Origin of the sequence: Ewingella allii (assembly GCF_044430645.1) — a bacterium.
GTDB lineage: Bacteria > Pseudomonadota > Gammaproteobacteria > Enterobacterales > Enterobacteriaceae > Ewingella > Ewingella allii.
Window position 1 is genome coordinate 418441 of sequence record NZ_JAWUDN010000002.1, and the last position, 26639, is coordinate 445079.

General features: G+C 54.2%; 21 protein-coding genes. 17 read left to right on the forward strand and 4 right to left on the reverse strand.

Annotated elements, in window-relative coordinates; all coding sequences use genetic code 11:
* Positions 1 to 109: 109 nt before the first annotated feature.
* Complete coding sequence (locus SBO83_RS08690; protein ID WP_396131205.1) at positions 110 to 1465, reverse strand: 2-hydroxycarboxylate transporter family protein; 1356 nt, start codon at positions 1463 to 1465, stop codon at positions 110 to 112.
* Between the two features lie 312 nt (positions 1466 to 1777).
* Between SBO83_RS08690 and SBO83_RS08695 the strand changes: the two genes are divergently transcribed.
* The 6 genes from SBO83_RS08695 (at position 1778) to proX (SBO83_RS08720) (ending at position 9457) form a co-directional block, all read left to right on the forward strand.
* Positions 1778 to 3415 carry an ATP-binding protein gene (locus tag SBO83_RS08695; protein WP_396131206.1) on the forward strand — a complete coding sequence of 546 codons (1638 nt, stop codon included), beginning with the start codon at positions 1778 to 1780 and terminating at the stop codon, positions 3413 to 3415.
* A gap of 121 nt (positions 3416 to 3536) precedes the next feature.
* Complete coding sequence (locus tag SBO83_RS08700; protein ID WP_034792741.1) at positions 3537 to 4256, forward strand: response regulator; 720 nt, start codon at positions 3537 to 3539, stop codon at positions 4254 to 4256.
* A 600-nt stretch (positions 4257 to 4856) separates the two neighbouring features.
* Entirely contained in the window at positions 4857 to 6053 is a 1197-nt protein-coding gene (gene proV, locus SBO83_RS08705) for a glycine betaine/L-proline ABC transporter ATP-binding protein ProV (protein WP_185689337.1), read from the forward strand.
* Entirely contained in the window at positions 6053 to 7267 is a 1215-nt protein-coding gene (gene proW, locus SBO83_RS08710; RefSeq protein WP_396131207.1) for a glycine betaine/L-proline ABC transporter permease ProW, read from the forward strand. Before proV ends, proW begins: the two co-directional genes overlap by 1 nt.
* Before the next feature lie 130 nt (positions 7268 to 7397).
* Positions 7398 to 8402, forward strand: coding sequence for a glycine betaine/L-proline ABC transporter substrate-binding protein ProX (gene proX / locus SBO83_RS08715; protein ID WP_396131208.1), 1005 nt, complete (start codon positions 7398 to 7400; stop codon positions 8400 to 8402).
* Between the two features lie 56 nt (positions 8403 to 8458).
* Positions 8459 to 9457, forward strand: a complete 999-nt coding sequence (gene proX, locus SBO83_RS08720) for a glycine betaine/L-proline ABC transporter substrate-binding protein ProX (RefSeq protein WP_396131209.1) — start codon at positions 8459 to 8461, stop codon at positions 9455 to 9457.
* Positions 9458 to 9970: 513 nt separating this feature from the next.
* Here proX (SBO83_RS08720) and SBO83_RS08725 read toward each other — a convergent pair.
* On the reverse strand, positions 9971 to 10783 hold the full coding sequence (locus SBO83_RS08725; protein WP_396131210.1) for a DUF4225 domain-containing protein: 813 nt from the start codon (positions 10781 to 10783) through the stop codon (positions 9971 to 9973).
* Between the two features lie 307 nt (positions 10784 to 11090).
* On the opposite strand from SBO83_RS08725, the gene SBO83_RS08730 reads away from it, so the two are divergent.
* The gene (locus tag SBO83_RS08730; RefSeq protein ID WP_396131211.1) at positions 11091 to 11522 is read left to right on the forward strand and encodes a type II toxin-antitoxin system HicB family antitoxin; all 432 of its coding nucleotides are present in this window, start codon (positions 11091 to 11093) and stop codon (positions 11520 to 11522) included.
* On the opposite strand, the gene SBO83_RS08735 is transcribed toward SBO83_RS08730, so the two are convergent.
* On the reverse strand, positions 11519 to 12403 hold the full coding sequence (locus SBO83_RS08735) for a LysR substrate-binding domain-containing protein (RefSeq protein ID WP_396131212.1): 885 nt from the start codon (positions 12401 to 12403) through the stop codon (positions 11519 to 11521). The genes SBO83_RS08730 and SBO83_RS08735 overlap by 4 nt on opposite strands.
* A 144-nt stretch (positions 12404 to 12547) precedes the next feature.
* Between SBO83_RS08735 and SBO83_RS08740 the strand changes: the two genes are divergently transcribed.
* From SBO83_RS08740 to emrB, 5 genes are all read left to right on the forward strand, one after another.
* A complete protein-coding gene (locus SBO83_RS08740; RefSeq protein ID WP_396131213.1) occupies positions 12548 to 13732 on the forward strand; it encodes an MFS transporter in 1185 nt (394 codons plus the stop codon).
* 570 nt (positions 13733 to 14302) lie between these two features.
* Positions 14303 to 14824 (forward strand): transcriptional repressor MprA, encoded by a 522-nt coding sequence (gene mprA / locus SBO83_RS08745; RefSeq protein ID WP_034792674.1) that lies wholly within the window; start codon positions 14303 to 14305, stop codon positions 14822 to 14824.
* Positions 14825 to 14846: 22 nt separating this feature from the next.
* On the forward strand, positions 14847 to 16301 hold the full coding sequence (locus tag SBO83_RS08750; RefSeq protein WP_353503218.1) for an efflux transporter outer membrane subunit: 1455 nt from the start codon (positions 14847 to 14849) through the stop codon (positions 16299 to 16301).
* Positions 16302 to 16330: 29 nt separating this feature from the next.
* Entirely contained in the window at positions 16331 to 17527 is a 1197-nt protein-coding gene (gene emrA, locus SBO83_RS08755; protein WP_034792680.1) for a multidrug efflux MFS transporter periplasmic adaptor subunit EmrA, read from the forward strand.
* Positions 17528 to 17544: 17 nt separating this feature from the next.
* Positions 17545 to 19089: a multidrug efflux MFS transporter permease subunit EmrB gene (emrB, locus tag SBO83_RS08760; protein ID WP_353503220.1), complete on the forward strand. Its 1545-nt coding sequence runs from the start codon at positions 17545 to 17547 to the stop codon at positions 19087 to 19089.
* An 89-nt stretch (positions 19090 to 19178) separates the two neighbouring features.
* On the opposite strand, the gene SBO83_RS08765 is transcribed toward emrB, so the two are convergent.
* Entirely contained in the window at positions 19179 to 20312 is a 1134-nt protein-coding gene (locus SBO83_RS08765; RefSeq protein WP_396131214.1) for a tRNA/rRNA methyltransferase, read from the reverse strand.
* Positions 20313 to 20540: 228 nt separating this feature from the next.
* Between SBO83_RS08765 and trxC the strand changes: the two genes are divergently transcribed.
* From trxC to SBO83_RS08790, 5 genes are all read left to right on the forward strand, one after another.
* On the forward strand, positions 20541 to 20960 hold the full coding sequence (trxC, locus tag SBO83_RS08770) for a thioredoxin TrxC (protein WP_034792689.1): 420 nt from the start codon (positions 20541 to 20543) through the stop codon (positions 20958 to 20960).
* Between the two features lie 130 nt (positions 20961 to 21090).
* Complete coding sequence (locus tag SBO83_RS08775) at positions 21091 to 21795, forward strand: DTW domain-containing protein (protein ID WP_396131215.1); 705 nt, start codon at positions 21091 to 21093, stop codon at positions 21793 to 21795.
* A gap of 32 nt (positions 21796 to 21827) precedes the next feature.
* Positions 21828 to 24506: a bifunctional acetate--CoA ligase family protein/GNAT family N-acetyltransferase gene (locus SBO83_RS08780; RefSeq protein WP_396131216.1), complete on the forward strand. Its 2679-nt coding sequence runs from the start codon at positions 21828 to 21830 to the stop codon at positions 24504 to 24506.
* Between the two features lie 114 nt (positions 24507 to 24620).
* Positions 24621 to 25976 (forward strand): CDP-diacylglycerol--serine O-phosphatidyltransferase, encoded by a 1356-nt coding sequence (gene pssA / locus SBO83_RS08785; RefSeq protein ID WP_396131217.1) that lies wholly within the window; start codon positions 24621 to 24623, stop codon positions 25974 to 25976.
* Positions 25977 to 26036: 60 nt separating this feature from the next.
* Positions 26037 to 26384: a YfiM family lipoprotein gene (locus tag SBO83_RS08790; protein WP_396131218.1), complete on the forward strand. Its 348-nt coding sequence runs from the start codon at positions 26037 to 26039 to the stop codon at positions 26382 to 26384.
* Positions 26385 to 26639 lie beyond the last annotated feature (255 nt).

The window sequence follows — 26639 nt, forward strand, 5'->3', positions numbered from 1 at the left end:
CGGCAAATTTCATACTCTCATTGTAGCGCACCGCGTGGCATAAACGCCGAAATGCTAAAACGAAAAAGGCCCGGTGATTAACCGGGCCTTGGTGACGCACAAGGAGCAATCAGGCGAAGAATTTCGCCAAGACCAGCAGGCCAACCGACACGTTGATCGCGCCACCGATGCGGGTGGCAATTTGCGCGAAGGGCATCAGCGCCATGCGATTGCCGGAGGTCAGGATAGCCACGTCGCCGGTGCCGCCCTGCCCGCTCTGGCAGCAAGAAACAATAGCCACGTCGATAGGGTGCATGCCGATTTTCTTGCCGACAAAATAGCCCGTGCCGACCAGCGCGCAGACCGTGGTCACAATCACGCACAGGTTCGAAATGGTGAAGGCGTTAACCAGCTCCTGCCAAGGGGTGATAGCCACGCCCACCGCGAACAGCACCGGGTAAGTCACCGCCGTGCGGAAGAATTTGTACACCGTCATCGACCCTTGTTGAATGGTCGGTGACACGCCGTTCAGCAGTTTGACCACCACCGCCGCGAACAGCATGCCGACCGGCGCTGGCAGGCCAATCAGGCGCTGACCCAGCATCCCCACCATGTACAGCAGCACCGCCAGCAGCGCGCCGCAGGCCAGCGCGTTGACGTCAGGCTTGCCTTTGAACTCTTCCAACCCGTGACCGATCAGGCCATTTTTCGCTGGCATCAGCTGGCCTTCGCCAGTCAGGTGCGGATAGCGTTTACCGATTTGGTTCAGCACGCCCGCCAGCACGATAGCGGTCAAACCACCCAGCATCACGATAGGCAGAATGCGGCCCAGCGCCACGCCCTGCTCCATGTGCAGAATGGTCGCATAACCCATCGACAGCGGGATGGCACCTTCGCCCACGCCACCGGCCATGATCGGCAGAATAAGGAAGAAGAAGGTCTGGAACGGCGGCAGGCCAAGTGCCATGCCCATCGCCAGCCCCGCCACCATGCCGACGATTTCGCCACACAGCATTGGGATGAAGATCCGCAGGAAGCCCTGAATCAGCACCTGACGGTTCATGCTCATGATGCTGCCGACAATAATGCAGCAGATGTAGAGATAGAGAATATTGGTGGATTTATAGAATTTGACCGTCGAGTCGACCACCACGTCCGGCAGCAGGCCGTAGTGCACCAGCGCGGAAGGAATAAAGGTGGCGCAGATTGCCGCCGCGCCCAGCTTGCCGATGATAGGCAGGCGTTTGCCGAACTCACCGCAGGCAAAGCCGAAGAAGGCCAGCGTCGCCACCATCACCACGATGTCGCTCGGCAGTTTGCCATTCAGGCAGTCGAGCAGAATCAGCACCCCCGCCAGCAAGAAGAAAGGCAGCGGAATGATCCCTATCTTGTAGTTATCCAAGATATGCCACCAGCGCTCCTTGGCAGAAACGGCCGGGGTTTCCTTCTTTTTCACAACAACGTAGGAATCATCAGTGGTGCTCATAATACTTTCCTCATGCTTTAAAACTTCATTAGTAATGAGGATAAAAAATAGCGACCCCGCATCGTTGTGAGGCTGTTCAAATTAAAATCGCTGATTTAAAGGTTGTAATGGTTTTAATGGCGTTAATGTTACTTAGGCTGCAAAGCTTATCAGCTTTGTAGTAAATCGCGCCTTTAGCCTTTTTATTATTGTGGCTATTTAGCCCCGTGGCGCGCGGCAGTTGCGTATTTCCTCACAACACCGCGCGATGGGAATGACGCCGCTGAAAACGCCATGTTAGGCTTATTCTCTGTTTACTTGGTGGCTGCCAGAATGCGATTACGATTCACCTTTCAAATAAAGCTCTTTCTCTCACTGGTGGGCTTTTCCTGCGTGCTTTTGGCGGTACTCGGGCTACTTTTATTCCGCACCGTGGATGAACAACTGCATAAAGATTTGGGTAGCCGCGCCAAAGTGCAGGCGTCGCAAATCGCCCTGATGCCCGGCCTGGCTGAGCGCGTAGAGGCCGAAGACAGCGCGGGAGTGGCAAAACTGGTCGCGCCGCTGCGGGCGAAAAGCGACGCCAGTTATATCGTTATTGGCGATGTGCATGCCGACCACCTGTACCATTCGCAGTCGCCGGAACGCCTCGGTAAACCTCTCGTTGGCGGGGATAACGCCGAAGTGCTCGAGGGGAAAACCATTATTACCGTGCGTCAGGGCGGCATCGGAATCTCTTTACGCAGTAAAGCGCCAATCGTAGACGCCAATAATAAAGTCATCGGCATTGTCTCCGTCGGATACCTGATTTCTTATATCGATGACGTCACGGTGAAATTGCTGGCGCAGACCGCCCTGTCCGGCATTCTGCTATTAGCCCTGCTGTTTCTTTTCTCATGGTTATTCAGTAAGAATCTCAAGAAACAGATGTTCTGGCTGGAACCAAAAGAGATTGCACTATTAGTTCGCCAACAGAAGGCGCTGCTGGAAGCCATTTATGAAGGGGTGATCGCCATTGATCACCAGCAGCGGATCTTGTCTATCAACCACGCCGCCCGCGAGCTGCTGGACATCCACCAGCCGGAAGACCTGCTGGTCGGCCAGCACATCCGCGACATTATTCACACCGGCGCGGAGTTCTTCACCGGCGACCGCGAAACGCCCAACAGCCACGATGAGGTGACGCGTTTTAATCAGCGACAGGTGATCGTCAACCGCGTGCGCATTGAGCTAGGCCCGTCATCGGAGATCGGCTGGGTGGTCAGTTTCCGCGATAAAAACGACATTAACACCCTCAGCAGCCAGCTCAGTCAGGTGAAACGCTATGCTGACAACCTGCGTATCATGCGCCACGAGCAGCTTAACTGGACGGCGACGCTGGCCGGCCTGTTGCAGATGAAACGCTATGACGAGGCAATGGGCTACATTCAGGCGCAGTCCGAAGGGGCACAGGCAGTGCTGGATTTTGTTTCAGAGCGCTTTGCCTCGCCGACGATTTGCGGTTTATTGTTAGGGAAATACTCCAGCGCGCGGGAAAAAGGCATTGAACTGACCTTCGACCCCGCCTGCCAGCTTCAGCGTATGCCCGCCGCGTTGAGCGAGTCGGAGCTGATGTCGATTATCGGCAATCTGATTGATAATGCGGTAGACGCCACGCTTGCCGCGCCGGGGCCGCATCAGCCGGTAGAGTTCTACCTCACCGATCGCAATGATGAGTTGCTGATTGAAGTGGCGGATCAGGGCGTGGGGTTGTCGGCGGAGATCCGCCCGCGTATTTTCGAACAAGGCGCAACCACCAAGCCACTCTCCTCGGCCGACCAGACCGGTGGCGAGCACGGCATTGGGCTGTACGTGGTCGCCAGCTACGTGCATCAGGCGCAGGGCATGATTGAGATTTCGGACAATCAACCACGGGGCACGGTGTTCTCACTGTTTATCCCCAATCCCAAACCGCCGGGCAGCAACAGCTAAAATTTGACAGACTGGAACAGCGCTAAGCGCACTATTTTAATAAGAAAATCATGACCTACCCTACTTTATGAGCATGTCAGGAAACACGATGAACAAGAGTAGTTTCAACAACGGGGGCAGTATCAATAACGGCAGCGCGCTGGACGTGGTGATTGTCGAGGACGAGCCTTATCTGGCCGGGCTGCACCGTGACTTTATTGAGCAAAACTTTAATCTGCGGGTGGTGAGCATCGCCGCCACGCTGGCACAGGCCAGAACTCAGCTGCAACTTTACCGGCCACGGCTGGTGCTGCTGGACAACTATCTGCCGGACGGTCAGGGCATTGAGCTTATCGACAGCGCGCTGCTGAAAAGCCTCGACTGCTCGGTGATTTTCATCACCGCCGCCAGCGACATGAATACCTGTAGTCAGGCGATGCGCTATGGCGCGTTTGACTACATCATCAAGCCGGTCTCTTTCCAGCGCCTGCGCAATTCGCTGGAGCGCTTTTTGCAGTTTGTGCATCAGCTGCGCAATGTGAAGGTGCTCGACCAGCAGGCGCTCGACAGGCTGTATAACCTGCCCGCCACTGACATGCCCGCAGCCCCCGCGACCAAAGGCATTGAGCCAAATACGCTGGAGCTGGTGCGCCGCGTTTTCATTGCCGAACCGGACCGCAATTGGTCAGTCGATCAGGTGGTGGAACAGGTGGGAATTAGCAAAACCACCGGGCGTCGATATCTAGAATATTGCGTGGAAATTGGCTTTATCGCGGTGGAAATGCAGTACGGAAATATTGGCCACCCGCGACGGCTCTACCGGCTGATATTCCGCGAGGATCAGGCCCCCATTCATGACTAAATTATCCGGCTTCAGGGCCGGATAATTTTTGCGTCTGACGGACACAACTACGTTACATTTCGACAGATTCTCTTTACAAGTCTCACCGATTATTCTCAGGCACTCGATTTTTTCTTCATCGGATTTCCAACCCTTCTCACCCTGCGAGTGAAATGACTATTTCGCCTAAAAGTCGATATCACTTGAAATATCTCAAACTTGCGCTAACAGAATATTATTCTGCACATAAACCATAAAAATAATAAGTCAATTTAACTCAATAAAATCAATAGCATGTCTCAAAAATAATAATCATTTCAGCGCAATAAAATAGTAAGAAAAACGCGCTTCGCCATTGCATTAATTCATGCCAAAAACGATGGGTATTTGGCGTGAAATAACAAAATTCACAATGAGGGTTTTGCACCTAATTAGCCGCAGGGGAGTGCGCCGGGGAATATTATTCAGAAAGATTGAGACTTGTCTCAGACTCTCATTGTGGTAGGGTGTAAACCGTTCGATATTTCCGTACTTTGCGTACTAAGTAGATTCTATAGAGTTCAAACACAACTAGACCCATTTATAGCCGATGGCTATTTCTTTCCAAGGAATGCACATTGCATGACAATTAAAATCGAAGTAAAGAACCTGTATAAGGTATTTGGCGAGCACCCTGAGCGCGCATTTAAGCTGATAGATTCCGGCAAGAGTAAAGAAGAAATATTTGAGAAAACCGGTCTGTCATTGGGTGTCAAAAACGCCAGTCTGGCCATTGAAGAAGGCGAGATTTTCGTCATCATGGGATTATCCGGCTCCGGTAAATCCACTATGGTACGCCTTCTCAATCGTCTGATAGAACCCACCCGCGGTGAAGTGCTGATTGACGGCGAAGACATCGCCAAGATCTCCGAATCCAAACTGCGTCAGGTTCGCCGCAGCAAAATCAGCATGGTTTTCCAATCCTTCGCCCTAATGCCCCATCTGACCGTGTTGAACAACACTGCCTTTGGTATGGAGCTGGCTGGCGTGCCAACCGAGGAGCGCAACCAAAAAGCCCTCGAGTCTCTGCGTCAGGTTGGTCTGGAAAATTACGCTAACTCTTATCCCGATGAGCTGTCCGGCGGTATGCGTCAACGCGTTGGCCTGGCCCGCGCCATGGCGAATAACCCCGACATTCTGCTGATGGATGAGGCCTTCTCCGCGCTCGATCCCCTCATCCGTACTGAGATGCAAGATGAGCTGGTGAAGCTGCAATCCCAGCACCAGCGCACCATTGTGTTTATTTCCCATGACCTCGACGAAGCCATGCGTATTGGCGACCGTATTGCCATTATGCAGGGCGGCGAAGTGGTGCAGGTCGGCACGCCGGAAGAGATTTTGAATAATCCGGCCAATGACTATGTGCGCACCTTCTTCCGCGGCGTGGACATCAGTCAGGTGTTTAGCGCCAAAGATATCGCCCGCCGTCGCGGGACATTAATTCGTAAAACCCCCGGTTTTGGTCCGAGGGCAGCCCTCAAGCTGCTGGAAGATGCAGACCGCGAATATGGTTATGTGCTGGAGCGTGGTGAGCGCTTTATCGGCGTTGTGTCGATTGACTCACTGAAAACCGCGCTAAAAGCCAATCTTTCACTGGAATCCGCCCTGCTGGAGTTCCCGGCACCGGTGCAGGCAGACATGCCGCTCAGTGAACTGATTTCTCACGTTGCCGCCGCGCCGTACGCCGTGCCGGTGGTCAATGAGAGCAATAACTATATCGGTATTATTTCCAAAGCCATGCTACTTCGTGCTCTGGACAAAGAAGGGGGTAACGAATAATGAAGCATTCAATTCATAACGATAGCATCGTCCAACACGCGCAGGCTGCCACTCAAGAACTCGATCCGTCCGTCGATCCATGGAGCGCCGATAACGCCAGCGGCGGCCATGTTGACGCCGCGCAGTCAGCCACCTCGGCACCTGCCGATGCGGGCAGCAGCGACCCTTGGGGCGGCGCATCCGGCGGCAGCGATGCCGCAACCACGACAGCCCACAGCGCACCGGATGCCACCCATCAGGCGGCGACGCAGGCCAACGACTGGCTGAACGTCGCCCCGGCGCAGCATGACCAGTTCAACATTCTCGACCCGTTTCACACCACGCTCATTCCTCTCGATCGCTGGGTTACAGAGGGGATTGACTGGCTGGTAACCAATTTCCGCCCTGTGTTCCAAGGGATCCGCGTGCCGGTAGACTTCGTGCTCAGTGGTTTCCAACACGGCCTTGAGTCACTCCCGGCCCCTATCGCCATGCTGATTTTTGCTCTGATTGCCTGGCAGATGGCGGGGTTAGGCATGGGTGTCGCCACGCTGGTTTCTTTGGTGGTGATTGGCGCTATCGGCGCGTGGTCACAGGCCATGGTGACTTTGGCGCTGGTGCTGACCTCGCTGTTCTTCTGCGTGCTGATAGGACTTCCGCTCGGTATCTGGCTGGCTCGCAGCCAGCGCGCGGCGAAAATCATTCGCCCCCTGCTTGATGCGATGCAGACCACGCCAGCGTTCGTCTACCTGGTGCCGATCGTCATGCTGTTTGGTATCGGTAACGTGCCGGGCGTCGTCGTGACCATCATCTTCGCCCTGCCGCCTATCGTGCGTCTGACCATCCTCGGGATTAATCAGGTGCCGGAAGATTTGATTGAAGCTTCGCAGTCCTTCGGCGCAAGCCCAAGCCAGATGCTGTTCAAAGTGCAGTTGCCGCTGGCGATGCCGACCATCATGGCCGGTATTAACCAGACGCTGATGCTGGCGCTGTCGATGGTGGTTATCGCCTCGATGATCGCCGTAGGCGGTCTGGGTCAGATGGTGCTGCGCGGCATTGGCCGTCTGGATATGGGTCTGGCGTCGGTGGGTGGTGCAGGTATCGTTATCCTCGCTATTATCCTCGACCGCCTAACGCAGTCGATGGGTCAAGATACCCGCAGCAAGGGTGGCCATCGCTGGTTTACCCGTGGTCCAATTGGCTTATTGACCAAGCCTTTCGCCAAAAAAGCCTAATAGCTCGCTGTTCCTCCCGGCGGTTCGCCGCCGGGAGACATAAAAGTTGTACCACTACGCGTTAACGCACCTTCGCCTCATAAAACGCAGTCCACTCTTAAATTATTTAATAAAAGAATAAGGGTTCACTATGCGCACGACACACATCAGAGCGATTGCTCTCTCCGTATTACTGGCGGCACCTGCCGCTTTCGCCGCCGACCTGCCGGGTAAAGGCGTGGTGGTGAAGCCGCTGCAAAGCACGCTTCCAGAAGAATCATTCCAAACCGAACTGGTGAATCGCGCCCTGCAAAAGCTGGGTTATGACGTGCAGCCGACGGGTGAGGTGGATTACAACGTCGCCTACACCGCCATCGCTAGCGGCGACTCTACCTACATGGCGGTGAACTGGGACCCAATGCAGGTTGATATGTACGACGGCGCGGGTGGCGACAAGAAGTTCTACCGTCAGGGCACCTTCATCAGCGGCGCGGCACAGGGTTATTTGATCGACAAAAAAACCGCCGATGAATATCACATCACCAGCCTCGATCAGTTGAAAGATCCCAAGCTCGCCAAGCTATTTGACGCCAATGGCGACGGCAAGGCCGACCTCGCAGGCTGCGATCCGGGTTGGGAATGCGGCAACGTGATTAGCACCCAGCTCAAGGCTTACGGCCTCGACAGCACGGTGCAGCAGAATCAGGGTAACTATTCGGCCATCATCGCCGACACTCTGACGCGCTTCAAAAGCGGCAAGCCGGTGCTCTACTACACCTGGACGCCGTATTGGGTGAGCAACGAGATGAAACCGGGCAAAGACGTGGTCTGGCTGACGGTGCCATTCTCAGCGAATCCGGGTTCGAACAAAGATTTGGACACCAAGCTGCCTAACGGCAAGAACTACGGTTTCCCGGTCAACAATGAACATATCGTGGCCAACAAACAGTGGGCCGAAGCTAACCCGGCCGCCGCTAAGCTGTTCGCCATCATGAAACTGCCTCTGGCTGACGTGAATGCGCAAAACCTGCGGATGCACGAAGGCGAATCCTCAACGGCAGACATTCAGCAGCACGTTGATGGCTGGATAAAAGCTCACCAGGCCACTTTCGACGGCTGGATTGCCGAAGCTGCCGCTGCAGCTAAAAAATCCTAATTCGCACAGCAGTAATAACAATGACGATAAATCGACCATAAACAGGACATTCTTCTATGCGTAAATCAACTCTCTGGGCGGCCGCCACCCTGACCACGCTGGCTTCAGCCACCACTTTCGCCGCTGACCTGCCGGGTAAAGGCGTCACCGTCACCCCGATTCAGAGCACCATCAGTGAAGAGACCTTCCAGACCCTGCTGGTCAGCAAGGCGCTGGAAAAACTGGGTTACGACGTTCAGCCAATTCGCGAAGTGGATTACAACGTGGGTTACACCACCATTGCCGCCGGTGATGCCACTTTCACCGCCGTTAACTGGTCGCCGCTGCATGACGAAATGTACAAAGCCGCCGGGGGCGACAAGACCTTCTACCGCCAAGGGACCTATGTCAACGGCGCCGCGCAGGGTTATCTGATCGACAAGAAAACTGCGGAAAAGTACCACATCACCAATATCGAACAGCTGAAAGATCCCAAAATCGCCAAGCTCTTTGACACCAACGGTGACGGCAAAGCCGACCTGACGGGCTGTACGCCGGGCTGGGGCTGTGAGGCCGCGCTGAATGAGCAGCTGAAAGCCTATGGTTTGGAAAAAACCGTCAACCACAATCAGGGCAACTACTCGGCGATGATCGCCGACACCATCACCCGTTATAAAGAAGGTAAACCTATCTTCTATTACACCTGGACGCCGTACTGGGTCAGCGACGTGTTAGTGCCGGGTAAAGACGTGCTGTGGATGCAGGTGCCGTTCTCCGTAGTTCCGGGAGAGAAAGACGCCGACACCGCGCTGCCGAATGGCAAAAACTACGGTTTCAAAGTCAGCACTATGCACATCGTCGCGAACAAGAAATGGGCCGAAGCTAACCCAGCCGCCGCCAAACTGTTCGCCATCATGCAGTTGCCTCTGAAAGACATCAACGCGCAGAACTCGGCGATGCATGCAGGCCAAAGTTCTGAAGCCGATATCAATAACCAGACCGACGGCTGGATCAAAGCCCACCAGGCCACCTTTGATGGCTGGGTAAAAGAGGCGGCTGCGGCAGCTAAGTCTTAATAGCTTTTCTATAAATGCCTCGAGTTTTCTCGGGGCGAAGTAGGCAGAGGCGCTGAATAATTATTCAGCGCCTTTTACTTTTTCCCACGAAGAGCGACATGCCAGACTCCGTATGGGCAGATTAAAACGGATATTATTGTAAACGCTGATTGATTTTGAGATTATCAAACGCGTTGAATTACCAGATAAGGATGTTGATGCAATGGATTTCAGTAAAGAGCGCCTTTTAGCGTCGGGATTTACAGCAAAGGAGTTGCAGAAGCTTCAGAATAACATTGATAACTTTGGCGGGAGTTTTGAGCAGGTCGTCAGGGATTTATCCAAGAGATTTAATGTCTTAATTTTTATTTTATCTTTTTTTTGGTTATCTTTTATTGTTTCGTTATTCTTCTCATCTTATGACCGGCTTATCTCTTATGCTATCGGTTTGGCAATAATGACTGTAATAATGACATTCATTCAACCGCCAATCCTTTCATATAAGTGTTGGCGGTTTTGTCGGAGAATTTAACTTTATTTGTTATCTGTGCTGATAAGGTCAAATATCACTTTGGCCTGAATACCGTAACCGGCTATTTTCATTGTTAGCTTTGGTTTACTCATAGTGTCTACTTTTCTGTAAAAATCACTAGGTAGATAACGAAATAGCCGCCATGTCTCAGGCCTTTTTGATAGCCCTGCAATACCGTAAATACTGGCTACCAGTGAAATAGTATTATAGGCAGCTAGCCCAGACTCTGGTTTGAATCCAATAAACTTCGCTAATTGTATGCTGCCATCTCCGAATATTCCCTCAGATGTTGAGTTCCTTCCGTTTCTTATTACATCCACTTCTTTTGTTATTCCATTAGCTCCATCCATTACAAGAATTGCACCAGCTAGCATTCCTATCGGCTGCATAGTTGCGATCATTACACCGCCAGCAATAGCGGTTAATCCAGAAGCAACGATTCTTACAGCACTAATCATATAGCCAACGATTTTGTTATTTTCCCGTATAAACTCGACTTGTGCATAGAGTTTCGCGGTTTTCGTTCTCAGCATTCGCCCCTGTTCCTGAAGGCTTTCTATTTCAGCTCTGAGATTTTTAATACACACCATACAATCATCGTCAGATTTTGCTTGGCGTGCCGCAGCAAACTGCTGCTCAACAACGTCTTTAATTTCCTGAACGAATTGCATCCGTGTCAGGCCATCATTGAGGTGAAAAGACGCCAGTGTATTGGCTGTGTTGATCAACTTTCTAGCTTCAAGGTTAACCATTGTTTCCGCCCAGGCTTTGTTTCTTCCCCCTGAGCCAGCCATATTGAGCAAGGCTATATCCATTCGTTTTCTCCCTGTGGTATCTGCGGCGTGAGGAACCATGACCTAAGTCTATTTTGTTGATGAAATGATTGAAAATCAATCAAACGCTTATTTTTAGGAAAATAGCGCTAATTCCCCGTGGCAGCAGTTGAGCTTTTGATGGCTGGGTAAAAGAAGCGGCTGCTGCAGCGAAGTCGTAAGCTCCCCCAGCACGACCAGAAAGCGGAGAATTATCTCCGCTTTTTTTTGCTCACTGGATTGGTGTGTATTCGTGTGTATGATCGCTGGTAAAATGGCAGGCATGTGATGCAACTCGTGGAGGTTGAACATGTTTTTCTCAGTCGGTCTTGAAATACCCAAAGACGATCAGACTGCCTTTGGCATGATCTTTCCGGCTTTTTCTGCTTATAACTACGGCTGTTTCTCCGCTGCAGATACGCCACAAGAGATCGCACCAATGGTGCGCGAAGCCATTTTGATGACTCTCGAAGATATGGCGATCGGCGAAAAGTACGTGGTTGAAGATATTGTCGATGCCGGGCATCTGGTTTATGCCGCTGACCCAGAATACGCAGATTTTGATACGTGGTTTTTGATTGATATTGATTTGTCTGAGTTCGAAGGCAAGGCGCATCGCATTAATATTTCTTTGCCGGATTTGTTACTCAAACGTATTGATAACAAAGTCAAAGAGCACCCTTCTTATCGCGACCGCAGCCACTTTATCGCCACTGCGGCACGCAAAGAGTTATTGGTTTAGAGGGGTTTTGTCTCCTCCTCCTGAGCAAAGGCCAAAAAGCGTTCTGCGGCGGTGGAGAGGCTGTTTTGCCAGACGCACAACACTTGTCGGCGCGGGGCGTTTTCGATAGGAACCGAGATCAGGTCTTTGGCGTGTTGGGCGTGGGACAGCGGCACAATGCCCGCCGCCAGCGAGCGACGAACGATGCTCTCCAGCCACTCGATGTGGTCGATTTCAAAGCTGACGTGGCGCGTTATTCCGGCTTCGCTGAAGGCGCTGTCGGTCTGCCGCCTGGCCCCGGCTCCGGCATAAAAATCCACCAGCGGCACCTGCGCCAGCTGGCTAAGCGTGAGCTGCGGGCAAGTAGCGAAAGGATGTGTCGGGCTGAGCAGCGCCACCAGGGGTTCGTCGGCCAGCAGGCGGTTTGGCAAACGGAGCGCGGCGCTGTCTCCCGGCCATAAACCGACAAAAGCCACGTCGGTGCGCAGCTGTTGCACGTCTTCCAGCAGCCTCTCGCTCATCGCGACATACATGCGGATATTCACCCTTGGGTAGCGCTCGGTAAAACTCGCCAGTTGGCCAATAACATCTATCGCGTTAAGCGTTGAAATAATGCCTACGGTGAGAGTGCCGCTCACTTCGCCTTTCAAGGCGTCCATGGTATCCAGCAGGTGGGTTTGCGCGGCGAGCAACTGCTCCGCTGGCCCGATAAAAGCTCGCCCCGCCGCGGTCAATCTCACTTGCCGCGAAGTGCGTTCAAACAGCACGCAGCCTAGCTCCTCTTCCAATTTGGCTATCTGGTGGCTGAGGGCCGACTGCACGGTGTGGCAACGCTGAGCTGCGCGGGTAAAATTCTGTTCTTGCGCCACCGCAAGGGCAAAACGGATCTGTTTGAGGTTCATCGATTCATCGCGAAATGAGATAGTTAAGATGAAAATTATACATTGGTTTACTATTTAAAGCTGGGTGATACTCGCCCTCGCTCAATGTGGCGCAACGCCGCGAATGGGCCAAAACCTGCTTCCCTCTCTAATAATGAAAATAAAATGACTAATTCAACCAAGCACTCCCCTCTCACGCCGGGGCTGATCGTTCTTATGGCGATAGCCACGGGCCTGGCGGTCGCCAGTAACTACTATCCGCAACCCCTGCTGGAGACCATCGCACGCGCCTTTGGTCTGTCAGTCAATCAGGCCGGTTTTATCGTCACCATTGCCCAGCTCGGCTATGCCTTTGGCCTGATGTTTATCGTCCCGCTGGGGGATATGTTCGAGCGCCGCAAACTGATCGTGGTGATGACCGCCCTCTCCGCTGTCGGGTTGTTTATCACCGCCATGGCCCCGACGCTGACCATTATGCTGATTGGTACCGCGCTGACCGGGCTGTTCTCGGTGGTGGCGCAGATTCTAGTGCCACTGGCCGCCACTCTGGCTGAACCGGCGAAACGCGGCAAAGTGGTCGGATTGATTATGTCCGGCCTGCTGCTGGGTATCCTGCTGGCGCGAACCGTGGCGGGCGCGCTGGCGCAGCTCGGCGGCTGGCGTACCGTCTACTGGGTGGCCAGCGCCCTGATGCTGATTTTGGCAGTGATCCTTTGGCGTCGTCTGCCGACCCACAAACAGCACACCGACCTGAACTACGGCCAGCTGTTGAAATCCATTTTTAGCCTGTTCTTCAAAACGCCGGTGCTGCGTACCCGCGCGTTAATCGGCCTGTGCTCCTTCGCCAACTTCAGCATTTTGTGGACCTCCATGGCCTTCCTGCTGGCGGGCCCGGCCTATGGCTATTCCGAAGGAGTGATTGGGCTGTTCGGGCTGGTCGGCGCGGCGGGCGCACTGGCGGCGACCCGCGCCGGGCAGCTGGCAGATAAAGGCAAGGCGCAGTTGACCACCACTTACGGTTTAATTCTTATCTTGCTGTCATGGGCGGCTATCGCCTACGGCCAGCACTCGGTGGTCTCGTTGATTATCGGCATTATCGTGCTGGATTTGGCAGCGCAGGGTGTGCACATCACCAACCAGAGCGTGATTTATAAGTCGATGCCGGAAGCGCGTAACCGCCTCACCGCAGGTTACATGACCACCTATTTCATCGGCGGCGCGATAGGTTCTGTGTTGTCTGCTTCGGCCTACGAGTGGGCCGGATGGTATGGCGTTTCCGCCGCTGGCGTGGTGATGAGTATCCTAAACCTGCTGGTCTGGTGGTCGGGTTACAAGTACAAAATGGCCTGAGACCCAGACGGGCTAAGCCTTGATAAAAACTGACAAACGGGGGCAATCATCACGCCCCCTGATTAGCATGCAAATAATAATGATGGAAATTTATTTTACTCCGAGGGTGTTATCACTACAGACAGTCTGGTAATGTTTGCCCTATAAATTATTCATGAACGATATACATCGTTGACGCCGCACCGACTGTCCTATGCAAACCCACAGAGTCTTAAAGACGACACTTACCCCGCATGAATCTATGTTCAAGCTGGGAATGGTTGACGGTCCGCCCATCACTATTGGTTATCTCCCTTTCGCATTCCTTTTTAGCTTTGGCGTCTTATTGATGCCCGCTAACTCGCGCCTTTTGGCACTGTTTTCATCGGGCAGGCGTTTAATTTCTGGCTTCTGGCAGGCAGAAAAACATTCGTTGGCTGAGGCGCCATTTGGCCAGCGAAACGTATTACCTTTCGAATAATTCACCGGAGTTATGAATCACACTTATTGCTAAAGCTTTGGTGATTCCTGACATTGATATTACTAATTACGATCGTTACTATGTCAACCGTAACTAATGAGGCTTCTCATATGGACAGCTCGTTCGCGCCAATTGAAAACATGTTAAATATCCGCGCCAAGAAACAGAAAGACTTCCCTTATCAGGAAATTTTGCTGACTCGGTTGTCGATGCACATGCAAAGTAAATTGTTAGAAAATCGCAATAAGATGCTGAAAGCACAGGGTATTAATGAAACGCTGTTTATGGCGCTTCTGACTCTGGATGCTCAGGAGAGCCACAGCATTCAGCCTTCAGAGCTGAGTTCCGCACTGGGTTCTTCGCGTACCAACGCCACCCGTATTGCCGATGAACTGGAGAAGCGCGGCTGGATTGAGCGCCGTGAGAGCGATAATGACCGTCGATGCCTGCATTTGCATTTAACGACGGATGGCGAAGCTTTCATCCAGAAGGTGTTACCGCCTCAACATAAGTGCCTGCATTTCCTTTGGTCGACTCTTGATGCTGATGAACAAAAGCAGTTGGAAATCCTGACTCGCAAATTGTTAACCCGCCTCGATCAGATGGATGTCACCGCGACACAATTTTTCTAATTTCTGTTCAGGTAAACCACACATGTCACTCCAAGCCAGCTGGAGACTCACGCCGCTGTTCGCCGTTCTGTTATTGGCGGGCTGCGCCTCCAGCGATAACCTCGCTCCGCAGTCAACCTTGCTGGATACCCAGCAGTTGAAACTGGCACAACCGAAAGTCAGTTCAATGGCGATCAGTCCGCAATGGTGGCGCAGTCTTAACGACCCGCAACTTGATGCCCTGATGACGACGACATTGCAAAATTCGCCGTCACTGCGTCAGGCCGCGGCTCGCGTACGCGAAGCGCAAAGCATCCTTGGAGGCGCTCACGCGGCGCAGACCCCGAATATTGATGCTACGGCTTCTCGGCGTCGCGAACGTATTTCAAAAAATACCATCCCGCCTTTCCTGACCAGCTACCCGTCAGCGCCTATCTATGACACCAGTAACGCGCTCGGGCTGAACTTCAACTATGAGCTGGACTGGTGGGGCAAGTTCCAAAATCAGGTCAATGCTGCCAAAGCGCAGGTTGACTCCGCGCGCGCCGAGCAGGCTCAGGCCGCGCTGAATCTGACCAGCTCCGTCGCCTCTGCTTACTATCAGTTGCAGGCGAATCTGGCGGTGCAGAAAGTCTTGAAACAGGAAGTCGACAACAATCAGCGTCTGGCAGATTTGCGTAAAGCGCAGTATCAGGCAGGGATCTACGGCGTGGACGTGCCGCAGCAGATTCAGGCTCAGGCCGACAGCGCCAAGCAGCAGCTGATTGAGTCGCAATCCCAGATTGATCAACTGAAACACCAGTTGGCGGCCCTTGCGGGGCAAGGTCCTGACGCGATGAACAATCTGCGCGAAGTGCCGCTTCCTGCCGACGATGCTATCTCGCCGAAGGGTGAATTGACGCTCGACTTGCTGGGTAAACGCCCGGATATCGCCGCGCAGCGCTCGCTGGTTGAGTCCTATTTGCAGACCGTCAAAGCCACCAAGAAAGAGTTCTACCCGAGCCTAACCATCAGCGCCTTCGCCGGATTGAACACCACTGATTTTGGCGGCACGCACCCGAACCTGTTAGAGGCGGCGAGCAAGGCGTGGAACATCACGCCGGCCCTCTCCCTGCCTATCTTCCACGGCGGCGAGTTGCGTTCCCAGTTAGCCGGAGACTCCGCGCGCTACGACGAGGCCGTTGAGTCTTACAACCAGACCATCCTGACCGCCGTCCAGCAAACTGCCGATGCCATGACCGTGGCGCAAAGCAGCGCGGCTCAGTTGCAACAAGCCTCTTCCGCCGTGAAGTCGATTGAAGATGTCTATCGGGTGGCAGATGCGCGTTATAAAGCCGGGGTGATTGGCCGCGATGAGCTACTCACCGGCCAGTCCGCTTTGTTGCAGCAGCAACAGACGCAGTTGAATGCCAGCAGTAATTTGTTGCAGGCGAAAATCAGTCTAATTCGCGAGCTCGGCGGCGGCTATCAGGCCCCGGCAGCGGAAAAAAACCAATAATAAAAACCTAAGCGTGGATGGAGAAAACCATGAGCGATAATGCGGGCATTCAGTCAACGCCTCCGCAGGAGCCGGTTGCGACTAAGCAGCCACACAACAAAAAGAAATCACGCAAAATTGCCTTGCTGTTCTTAACGGGGGTATTTGTCATCATCGCCATCGCCTATCTGATTTACTGGCTGCTGGTGCTGCGTCATTTCCAAAGTACCGATGACGCCTACGTCGCCGGTAATCAGGTGCAGATCATGGCTCAGGTGTCGGGCAGCGTGACCGACGTGAACTTTGATAGCACCGACTACGTCAAGAAAGGCGATACGCTGGTTGTCCTCGACCCAACCGACGCCCAACAGGCTTTCGAGCGCGCCAAAACCGCGCTGGCCAATAGCGTGCGTCAAACGCACCAGTCAATCATCAATGGCCGTCAATATCAGGCGAACGTTGCCCTGCGTCAGACTCAGCTGAAACAGGCTGAAGCTGACCTGAAACGCCGCGTGGTATTGGGAAGCGTTGATGCGATTGGTCGCGAAGAGCTGCAACATGCTCATGATGCCGTAGACACCGCCAAGGCCCAGCTCGACGTCGCCGTGCAGCAGTACAACGCCAATCAGGCGATGATCCTCAATACCCCGGTTGATAAACAGCCGCAGGTGTTGCAGGCCGCCGCACAGGTGCGCGATGCCTGGTTATCCCTGCAACGAACTAAAGTGGTCAGCCCAATCGACGGTCTGGTTTCACGCCGTACGGTACAGGTCGGTCAGCAAATCACCCCAGGAACCGCGCTGATGGCAGTAGTTCCCGCCAATCATGTATGGGTTGATGCTAACTTCAAAGAGACTCAGCTGGCGAACATGCGTATCGGCCAATCCGCTACCGTGGTCAGCGATATGTACGGCGACGACGTGACCTATAAAGGCAAAGTGGTCGGGATGGATATGGGTACCGGCGGCGCGTTCTCCCTGCTGCCTGCTCAGAACGCCACCGGTAACTGGATCAAAGTGGTTCAGCGCTTACCAGTGCGTATTCAGCTCGACGACGAACAAGTGGCGAAGCACCCGTTGCGCATTGGCTTGTCCACGCTGGTGACGGTCGATACTCAAGACCTGAACGGCTTGGTGCTGGCAGATAAAGTGCGTACCGAACCTCTGTATCAGACCACCGCGCTGACGCTGGATCTGGCACCGGTTAACGCCATTATTGCTGATGTGATCAACGCCAATGCTGGCTAACGGCTTCGGAGGCCAACGTGGATAAGAAACCACTAGTCGGCGCGCCGTTAGCCTGGATGACGGTGGCGCTGTCGATGGCCACGTTTATGCAGGTGCTGGACTCCACCATCGCCAACGTGGCTATTCCGACCATTGCCGGCAACCTCGGTGCCTCGAACTCACAGGGCACCTGGGTTATCACCTCGTTCGGGGTGGCTAACGCCATCTCGATCCCCATTACTGGCTGGCTGGCGAAACGCATCGGCGAAGTCAAACTGTTCCTGTGGTCTACGGTGCTGTTTGCCTTCGCATCTTGGCTGTGCGGCATGTCCAACAGCCTGGAAATGTTGATCTTCTTCCGTGTGGTACAGGGCGTGGTGGCAGGTCCACTGATCCCGCTATCGCAAAGTCTATTGCTGAATAACTATCCTCCGGCCAAGCGAAGTACCGCCTTAGCGCTATGGTCGATGACGGTGATCGTGGCGCCCATTTGCGGCCCGATCCTCGGCGGTTATATCAGTGATAACTACCACTGGGGTTGGATCTTCTTTATCAACGTGCCGATCGGTATCGCCGTGGTGGCCTTGACGCTGAAAACCCTTAAAGGGCGCGAAACGGCAACGCAGATCCGGCCGATCGACAGCGTCGGGCTGGTGCTGCTGGTGCTGGGGATCGGCTGCTTGCAGGTGATGCTCGACCGGGGCAAAGAGCTGGACTGGTTTAACTCCACGGAAATTATCGTGCTGGCCGCCGTGGCGGTGGTGGCGCTCTGCTTCCTGGTAGTCTGGGAGTTGACCGACGACCACCCGATAGTCGACCTGTCACTGTTCAAGTCGCGAAACTTCACCATCGGCGTGCTCTGTATCAGTCTGGCTTACATGCTCTACTTCGGCGCGATTGTTCTGCTGCCGCAGTTACTGCAAGAGGTCTATGGGTATACCGCGACCTGGGCGGGCCTGGCGTCAGCGCCTGTGGGGATATTGCCAGTAGTGATGTCGCCGATCATCGGCCGCTTCGCCCACAGGCTGGACATGCGTAAGCTGATCACCTTCAGCTTTATCATGTACGCGGTGTGCTTCTACTGGCGTGCTTACACCTTCGAGCCGGGCATGGACTTTGGCGCATCGGCGTGGCCGCAGTTTATTCAGGGCTTCGCCGTCGGCTGCTTCTTTATGCCGCTGACCACCATTATTCTGTCCGGCTTGCCGCCAGAACGCATGGCGGCGGCATCCAGCTTGTCGAACTTTATTCGTACGCTGGCCGGCTCGATTGGTACCTCGGTCACCACCACCATGTGGGCTAATCGCGAGTCGCTGCACCACGCGCACCTGACTGAAAACATCACGCCGTTCAACCCAGAGGCGCAGCAGACCTATCAGCAGTTAGAAGGGATGGGAATGAGCCACCAGCAGGCATCGGGCTGGATTGCGCGGGAGATAACCAATCAGGGGCTGATCATCTCGGCTAATGAAATTTTCTGGCTATCCGGCGGAGCCTTCTTGATATTGCTGGTCTTAATCTGGTTTGCCCGACCTCCGTTTGGCGGTGCGGGTGGCAGCAAGGACGGCGGCGGTGCGCACTAAACCGCTGAATGAACAGGCTTTTCGCCAAACAAAAAGGACGCCCTGAGGCGTCCTTTTTTCATGCTTACAGCTGCGGGATCTGGCGGGGATTAACCCTGATTCTGACGCCACCAGTCGGCCAACAAGATGCCGGTCGCGACAGATACGTTCAGACTTTCCACTTTACCGGTACCACCGATAGAGATGTTGATGTCACCCTGCTGCCAGGCGCTGTCGGACAGGCCGTCGCTCTCTTCACCCAGAACCAACACAATTTTGGCTGGCAGTTCGGCTTTGCCGAGCGCGGTGCCTTTATGGCTGGAGGTGGTCACGATGGTGTAACCCGCTTTACGGAAGCTGGCCAGCACGTCGAGGAAGTTGTCAGCGCTGATGGCTTTAACGTGTTCCGCGCCGCCTTCGGCAGTACGCACCGCAGCACCAGACTCCAGCAGAGCCGGGTCTTGAACCAGCAAACCTTTCACACCGAAGTGCGCGCAGCTACGCATAATGCCGCCAAGGTTGTGCGGATTACCGACGTTTTCCAGTGCCAGTACGCAATCTTTCGCCGGAGCCGTTTGCAGATAAGTGTCTGCATCCAAGCCCTGACGCTTTTTGATCAGGAAGCAAACGCCGCCGTGGTGCTCGGTACCAGAGGCTTTCGCCAGCTCGTCATCTTCGACCACGTGGTAGGCTTTGCGATTCGCCGCCATCCAGCGCAGCGCTTCGCGGAAACGCGGCGTCACAGACTGCACGAACCAGGCGCGAACAATGGAGTCAGGACGGCTAGCGAACAGTGCCTGACAGGCGTTTTCGCCGTAGACACGGGTCTCTTCCTGACGCTGACGACGCAGCTGCTCTGGGTCGATAAAGCTTTTGCCGCTGATTCCGCCGTGATCCGGAGCTGACTCATCGTCTGGCGCGCGGGAAACGGTTTTCCACGGAGAAGAATACGGGCCGTCATCGTCACGCGTGGAACGCGCAGGACGAGGTGCATCACGACCTGTACGCTGCGGGCGAGCATCGCCACGACGTGCGTCAGGACCGCGTGAATCACCACGGTTATCGCTGCTACGACGCTCATTGCGGCGGGCATCGTCTGGACGGGATCCTTGGCGAGGTTTATCGCCTGGACGTCCTTTATTGCTGGAAGGACGTTTATCGTTATTGCGGTTATCGCCGTCGTCGTCACTGCGGACGTACATCACTTTGACTTTGCCGTTTTTGCCACTGAATGAATCGTTCATTTCTCTCTCCACCTACGCGCAGGGCGCGAAGATTACCTGATGTCTGTGTGCTAAGCCACTTGCTTTGGACCAAAAGCTTAAAACTATCGTATTCATTGAATAAACCACGTTGTTCGCTCGCCCGCATCTCTCCATACTTACAACAAATAAGTAACATATCAGCCCCGCGGTTACCGCTAACAGGTTCGGGTTGATCCGATCCCATTTGAGCAATACAGAGGCTATTTTATGAATACGATTTGTCCATCATGTCAGGCCACTAATCGCCTGCCAGAGGATCGTATCAATGACGGCGCTAAGTGTGGCCGATGCGGCCATGCCCTATTTTCCGGCAGCGTGGTTCATGCAACTGCCAGTACGCTGGATAAATACCTGCAAGATGATCTGCCGGTGGTTATCGACTTCTGGGCCCCGTGGTGCGGCCCGTGCGTGAGCTTTGCGCCGATCTTCGAAGACGTCGCGCAGGAACGTGCCGGTAAAATCCGCTTCATTAAAGTCAATACTGAAGCCGAGCCGGAGCTGAGTGCGCGTTTTCGCATCCGCAGCATTCCTACCATTATGGTATTCAATGAGGGCAAAATGGTCGACTCTCTGGGCGGTGCCATGCCCAAGACGCCTTTCAACAATTGGCTGAATGAATCATTGTAACGCATAAGTCAGAATTAAGCCCTGACCAATGGCCTGCTTGATGCGGGCCATTGGTTTTTATGCTGACAAGAACCTACCACTTGCGGGCAACGGCGATTAGAATAGCCGGTTTTCCACCCGCGGAATGCTTATGTCAGACAATGCCGTTCTTCGCCTGCGTGCGCAGCGTTTAGCTCAATCTACTCGTCCCTTTCTGGCGCGCGGCTCGCGGGCTATTCGCTGCCAGTCCTGCCTGCTGCCGAAACGCAATTGCATCTGCGCCACGCGGGAGATTCATCAGGCCACCAGCCGCTTCTGCTTGGTGATGTTCGACACCGAACCCATGAAGCCGAGCAATACCGGGCGGCTGATCGCTGACGTGCTGCCTGATACCCAAGCCTTTATGTGGTCGCGCACTGAAACCGATCCGGCCTTGCTGGAAGCCATTGCTGACCCAACGCGTCAGGCTTACGTGGTGTTCCCGGCCTCTTTCGCCCAGCCTCCGCGCCAGGTCTTTACTGAAATTCCGGCAGGCAGCAAGCCGCCGCTGTTTATCATGCTCGATGGCACCTGGACCGAAGCCCGCAAGATGTTCCGCAAAAGCCCTTATCTGGATAACCTGCCGGTGTTCTCGCTTGATGTGAGTGCTAGCTCCGACTACATCCTGCGCGAAGCCTCGCGTCCGGAACTGCACTGCACGGTAGAAGTGGCGGCGGCAGCACTTGAAAAAGCCGGAGATCTGGCCGCCTCGGCTGGCCTTTCGCGCCACTTTACCCACTTCCGCACCCAATATTTAGCCGGAAAACCTCATCATCCGGTGCATCAACTCACAGCAAAAGAGCCGGAAAGCTTCTAGAATCAAAAGCATCACGGATTTGAGGAAAGAGAATGAGCCAGCGTGGACTAGAAGCCTTACTAAGACCTAAATCCATTGCGGTATTAGGGGCGAGCGACAAGCCGGGCCGCGCCGGATATCTGATGATGCGCAATCTGCTGGGTGGCGGTTTTAACGGGCCAGTCCTGCCAGTCACGCCCGCTTACCGCGCGGTGTGCGGCGTGCTGGCTTATGTCGATGTCGCCAGCCTGCCCATCACGCCCGATTTAGCCATTCTTTGTACCCGCGCCGAGCGCAACCTCGCGCTGCTCGAGCAATTGGGCGAGCGCGGCTGCAAGACGGTGATCATCCTCTCTTCCCACTCCCAGCAATTTACCGAACTCAAAGCCTGTGCCCAGCGCTACGCCATGCGCCTGCTCGGGCCGAATAGCCTTGGGATACTCGCGCCGTGGCAAAGGCTCAATGCCAGCTTCTCGCCGGTGCCGATCCTGCCCGGCAAACTGGCATTTATCTCTCAGTCGGCCGCCGTGGCAAACACTATTCTCGACTGGGCGCAGCAGCGCTCGGTGGGCTTCTCCTACTTTATTTCCCTTGGCGACAGCCTCGATATTGATGTCGACGACCTGCTGGATTTCTTGGCGCGGGACAGTAAAACCAGCGCCATTTTGCTCTATCTCGAGCACGTCAGCGACGCTCGTCGCTTCCTGTCGGCTTCGCGCAGTGCCTCGCGCAACAAGCCGATTCTGGTGATCAAAAGTGGCCGCAGCACGCAGGCGCAGAAGCTACTCAATAGCCCGCTCAGTCTGGACGTGGCGTATGACGCAGCCATTCAGCGCGCGGGCTTGCTACGCGTGCAGGACACCCACGAGCTGTTCTCTGCCGTAGAGACCTTAAGCCACATGCACCCGCTGCGAGGTGAGCGCTTGCTTATTGTCAGTAATGGAGCCGCTCCGGCGGCCATGGCCCTCGACCAGCTACTGGCGCGCAATGGCAAACTGGCGACTCTCGGCGAAGAGACTCAGGCCGCACTTCGCGCCGCGTTGCCACAGAGCATTGCCATATCCAACCCTTTAGATCTGCATGATGACGCCACGCCCGAGCGTTATCAGTCAGTGCTTACTTCGCTACTAGACAGCAATGACTATGACGCCCTGCTGGTTATCCACGCGCCAAGCGCCGCCGCGCACGGCACGGTGACGGCTGAGCGGCTGATTGCCACTTTAAAAGGCCATTCGCGCGGCAAGCGCGTGACCCTGCTGACCAACTGGTGCGGCGAATACTCTTCGCAAGAGGCGCGCAGGCTGTTCACCGAGGCAGGTATTCCGACTTATCGCACTCCAGAAGGCACGGTTACGGCCTTTATGCACATGGTGGAATACCGCCGTAATCAAAAGCAGCTGAAAGAGACGCCTTCCCTGCCGGTTGGGTTGCAGCAGAACACCGATGAGGCCCACAGGTTAATTACCCAGGCTCTGGACGAGGGCGCCACCCAGCTGGATACCCACGAGGTTCGCACTATTCTCCACGCCTATGGCATGGAGGTGCTGCCAACCTGGATTGCCAGTGACAGCGCCGAGGCGGTACATATTGCCGGGCAAGTGGGTTACCCGGTGGCGCTTAAGCTGCGCTCGCCGGATATTCCGCATAACTCTGAAGTTCAGGGGGTTATGCTCTATTTACGTACCGCGAGCGAAGTCGAGCAGGCCGCTAACGCCATTTTTGATCGCGCCAGGCAGGTTTTCCCGCAGGCCAGAATTCACGGTTTGTTAGTGCAAACTATGGCCAACCGCCCCGGCTCCCAAGAGTTGCGAATCGTAGTTGAGCAAGACGCAGTGTTCGGCCCGTTGATTATGCTTGGCGAAGGAGGCAGCGAATGGCGGCCCGAAAAGCAGGCCGCGGTGGCACTTCCTCCACTCAATCAGGCGCTGGCGCGCTATTTGGTGCTGCAAGCAGTGAAAGGCGGCAAAGTGCGGGCGCACAATGTCTCACGCCCGCTGGACATTCCCGCGCTCAGCCAGCTATTGGTCAAAGTCTCCAACCTGATTGTTGACTGCCCGCAGATCACCCGTCTGGAGATCCACCCGCTGCTGGCTTCCGGCGATGAACTGAATCTGCTGGATGTCACGCTCCAACTTAGCGACGTCAGCGATAGCGGGCCATCCAGACTGGCTATTCGCCCTTACCCTCAAGAGCTGGAAGAGCCGGTCACGCTGAAAGATGGCTCAGGCTGCCTCTTCCGCCCCATCCTTCCTGAAGATGAGCCGCTGCTGAAAGCCTTTATCCTTAAGGTGACTAAAGAGGATCTCTACTATCGCTACTTCAGTGAGATCAACGAGTTTACCCACGAGGATTTAGCCAACATGACCCAAATCGACTACGATCGCGAGATGGCTTTCGTGGCGGTGAGAGATTTTGATGAAAAATCTGAAATCATTGGTGTGACGCGCGCGGTGTCCGATCCCGACAATATTGATGCTGAATTCTCGGTGCTGGTTCGTTCAGATCTCAAGGGACTTGGCCTTGGCAGACGCCTGCTCGAAAAGATGATCATTTACACCAAAGAGCACGGAATACAGCGTCTGACAGGTATCACGATGCCGAATAATCAGGGTATGGTGGCACTGGCGAGGAAGCTTGGGTTTGAGGTGGATATCCAATTGCAGGATGGCATCGTTAATCTCACGCTAGCCCTCAATTCTAGCCATAACCTCGCCGCTGAAGGCCATAAATAGGCAAAACATACGCACAATGGGGATTACTAATGGTATTATCGACCGATTGTGCGGTGTACATGTTCTGTCTGTACCGCTATCGCTATTACCTAAAGAGAGAAGAAGCGCACTGTGATGTTGTCAAAATTTAAACGTAATAAACATCAACAACACCTTGCTCAACTGCCAAAACTCCCCCAAACGGTTGACGCTGTACAGACGCTGTACTGCCCAACGGATTTCCGCACAACGCTGCTCGAGGCTATCGCCAAAGCAACTCAACGGATTTATCTGGCCGCGCTGTATCTCGAAAATGATGACGGTGGTCGGGATGTTCTGTCAGCACTCTATGCTGCAAAACAACTAAGGCCTGAGCTAGAAATTTGTATCTTGGTTGACTGGCACCGCGCCCAGCGTGGTCGTATTGGCGATGCCGCGTCCAATACCAATGCCGACTGGTATTGCAGCATGGCGCAGCAGCACCCTGACGTTCTGGTGCCGATTTATGGCGTCCCGGTTAACACTCGCGAAGCCCTTGGGGTTCTTCATCTCAAAGGCTTTGTTGTGGATAACCGAGTCATCTACAGCGGCGCCAGTCTCAACGACGTCTACCTGCACCGTCACGCCAAATACCGCTATGACCGTTACCATCTGATCACCAATGCTGCATTGGCCGATTCCATGGTCGACTTTATGAAGAAGTCGATTCTCTCTGCCAGCGCGGTGCAACGCCTTGATCGCCAGGATCGCCCAAAAAGCATTGAGATTAAAAACGAAACTCGCCAGTTCCGTCAGTCGCTAAAAGACAGCAGCTATCACTTTACCGGTACTGCGGGTAATGATGAGCTGACGGTGACGCCGATGGTGGGTTTGGGTAAGCAAAACTCGCTTAATCGCACCATTCACCATCTTATGGCCAGCGCCGAGCAAAAGCTCACTCTCTGCACCCCTTATTTTAATATGCCTGCCCTGCTCGCTCGTAACATCGTCGCCCTGCTGCGCCGGGGTAAACAAGTCGAGATTATCGTCGGCGACAAAACGGCAAACGACTTCTATATCCCGCAGGATCAGCCGTTTAAAATCATCGGCGCGCTGCCTTATCTCTATGAAATCAACCTGCGCCGATTCCTCAGCCGCTTACAGCGCTTTGTCGACAGCGGCCAGCTGATTATTCGTCTGTGGAAAGATGGCGAAAACAGCTATCACTTAAAAGGAATGTGGGTTGACGATCGCTGGCAACTGATCACCGGTAACAACCTCAACCCGCGCGCCTGGCGTCTGGACTTAGAAAACGCCATTCTGATCCACGACCCGCATCGCGAAATGGTGGTGCAGCGCTCTAAAGAGCTGGATGAGATCCGCGAACATACGCAGATCGTTTCTCATTATATGGAATTGGAAAGCATCCCTAACTACCCAATCAAAGTTCGTAAGCTTATTAGGCGTTTACGCCGAATTCGAATCGACAGATTAATTAGCCGAATTTTGTGATCCGCTATACTAGAAGCCTGATCGATGTGATCAGGCTTTTTTATGTCAGGAATATCAGTCATGAAGCTCTTGCTCTCACGCTTACCTGCTGTAGCCCTTCTCATCCCTATTATGCTCTCCTCCGGATGTAGCCATTACGCCAATGATAATTGGACAGGCAAGGACAAAGCTCAGCATTTTATGAGTTCGGCAATCTTAGCCGCTGCGGGCACATCTTATGGTGAACGTCAGGGGTGGAATGATGCTAAAAGCCGGTCTTTCGGGCTGCTATTTTCCATCGGATTAGGTGCAGGGAAAGAGCTTTATGACAGCCGAGAAGCGGGTACAGGGTGGAGTTGGAAGGATTTTGCCTGGGATATTGCCGGGGCAGCTGCAGGCTATGGGGCTTATCAGGCGATTCATAATTAGAATTGATTCTGCCAGCCATCAATCTAATATCACTATATTTCAGTAAGATAGAAGACGTTGGTCAGTTTGTGATCCACTGGCTTAACAATAGCGCGTAGTGATCGATAAGCCATAACGCAAGAAGCCCCCGGCTCGCCAGAGCAGGGGGGCTTTTTTGTTTTGCACTTTGCCATTTCCTACATAGCAAAAAACCCCGGCCTTTCGGCTGGGGTTTCTCACTTTATTTGATGCCTGGCAGGTGATGAACCACCGCGT

What these genes read in the sequence shown, in the direction of transcription:
- SBO83_RS08690 (WP_396131205.1), bottom strand. Translation starts at nt 1,465, where the DNA reads ATGAGCACCACTGATGATTCCTACGTTGTTGTGAAAAAGAAGGAAACC.
- SBO83_RS08695 (WP_396131206.1), top strand. Translation starts at nt 1,778, where the DNA reads ATGCGATTACGATTCACCTTTCAAATAAAGCTCTTTCTCTCACTGGTG.
- proV (WP_185689337.1), top strand. Translation starts at nt 4,857, where the DNA reads ATGACAATTAAAATCGAAGTAAAGAACCTGTATAAGGTATTTGGCGAG.
- proW (WP_396131207.1), top strand. Translation starts at nt 6,053, where the DNA reads ATGAAGCATTCAATTCATAACGATAGCATCGTCCAACACGCGCAGGCT.
- proX (WP_396131208.1), top strand. Translation starts at nt 7,398, where the DNA reads ATGCGCACGACACACATCAGAGCGATTGCTCTCTCCGTATTACTGGCG.
- proX (WP_396131209.1), top strand. Translation starts at nt 8,459, where the DNA reads ATGCGTAAATCAACTCTCTGGGCGGCCGCCACCCTGACCACGCTGGCT.
- SBO83_RS08725 (WP_396131210.1), bottom strand. Translation starts at nt 10,783, where the DNA reads ATGGATATAGCCTTGCTCAATATGGCTGGCTCAGGGGGAAGAAACAAA.
- SBO83_RS08730 (WP_396131211.1), top strand. Translation starts at nt 11,091, where the DNA reads ATGTTTTTCTCAGTCGGTCTTGAAATACCCAAAGACGATCAGACTGCC.
- SBO83_RS08735 (WP_396131212.1), bottom strand. Translation starts at nt 12,403, where the DNA reads ATGAACCTCAAACAGATCCGTTTTGCCCTTGCGGTGGCGCAAGAACAG.
- SBO83_RS08740 (WP_396131213.1), top strand. Translation starts at nt 12,548, where the DNA reads ATGACTAATTCAACCAAGCACTCCCCTCTCACGCCGGGGCTGATCGTT.
- mprA (WP_034792674.1), top strand. Translation starts at nt 14,303, where the DNA reads ATGGACAGCTCGTTCGCGCCAATTGAAAACATGTTAAATATCCGCGCC.
- SBO83_RS08750 (WP_353503218.1), top strand. Translation starts at nt 14,847, where the DNA reads ATGTCACTCCAAGCCAGCTGGAGACTCACGCCGCTGTTCGCCGTTCTG.
- emrA (WP_034792680.1), top strand. Translation starts at nt 16,331, where the DNA reads ATGAGCGATAATGCGGGCATTCAGTCAACGCCTCCGCAGGAGCCGGTT.
- SBO83_RS08765 (WP_396131214.1), bottom strand. Translation starts at nt 20,312, where the DNA reads ATGAACGATTCATTCAGTGGCAAAAACGGCAAAGTCAAAGTGATGTAC.
- trxC (WP_034792689.1), top strand. Translation starts at nt 20,541, where the DNA reads ATGAATACGATTTGTCCATCATGTCAGGCCACTAATCGCCTGCCAGAG.
- SBO83_RS08775 (WP_396131215.1), top strand. Translation starts at nt 21,091, where the DNA reads ATGTCAGACAATGCCGTTCTTCGCCTGCGTGCGCAGCGTTTAGCTCAA.
- SBO83_RS08780 (WP_396131216.1), top strand. Translation starts at nt 21,828, where the DNA reads ATGAGCCAGCGTGGACTAGAAGCCTTACTAAGACCTAAATCCATTGCG.
- pssA (WP_396131217.1), top strand. Translation starts at nt 24,621, where the DNA reads ATGTTGTCAAAATTTAAACGTAATAAACATCAACAACACCTTGCTCAA.
- SBO83_RS08790 (WP_396131218.1), top strand. Translation starts at nt 26,037, where the DNA reads ATGAAGCTCTTGCTCTCACGCTTACCTGCTGTAGCCCTTCTCATCCCT.